Origin of the sequence: Mesorhizobium sp. M8A.F.Ca.ET.207.01.1.1 (genome assembly GCF_004794715.1) — a bacterium.
GTDB lineage: Bacteria > Pseudomonadota > Alphaproteobacteria > Rhizobiales > Rhizobiaceae > Mesorhizobium.
On sequence record NZ_SRUS01000379.1, the window covers coordinates 1 to 320 of the forward strand.

Consider the following 320-nt stretch of genomic DNA (forward strand, 5'->3'; position numbering starts at 1 on the left):
GGCCATCGAAGCGCGAGAGCGTGTAGCGGATCGCTTCGGCGAGCTTTGTTTTCTGGCTGATCAGCCCGAGCTTTTCGCGAAGCCAGGGCTCGAGATCGACGACGATCGGGCGGCTCTTGTCCTGGCGCGTGGCACGGCGCTGCTCGGCGGATCGTCCACGAATGTCATCTTCGATTCTGTAGAGTTCAGCGATCCGCCGGAGCGCCTCGCTGGCGATCGGCGCGGGACCGGCCGCGGCGAGTTCGTAGAAGCGCCGGCGCACATGTGCCCAGCAGAACGCGAGCACGACGCCGCTCTTGTCGGCGAGCACGCGATAGCCG

At 66.2% G+C, this 320-nt stretch carries 1 protein-coding gene; it reads right to left on the reverse strand.

Annotated features, from left to right (window positions below):
- Nucleotides 1-320, reverse strand: a 320-nt coding sequence (locus EN850_RS34990; protein WP_145973033.1) for a transposase, incomplete at both ends; no start/stop codon positions are given.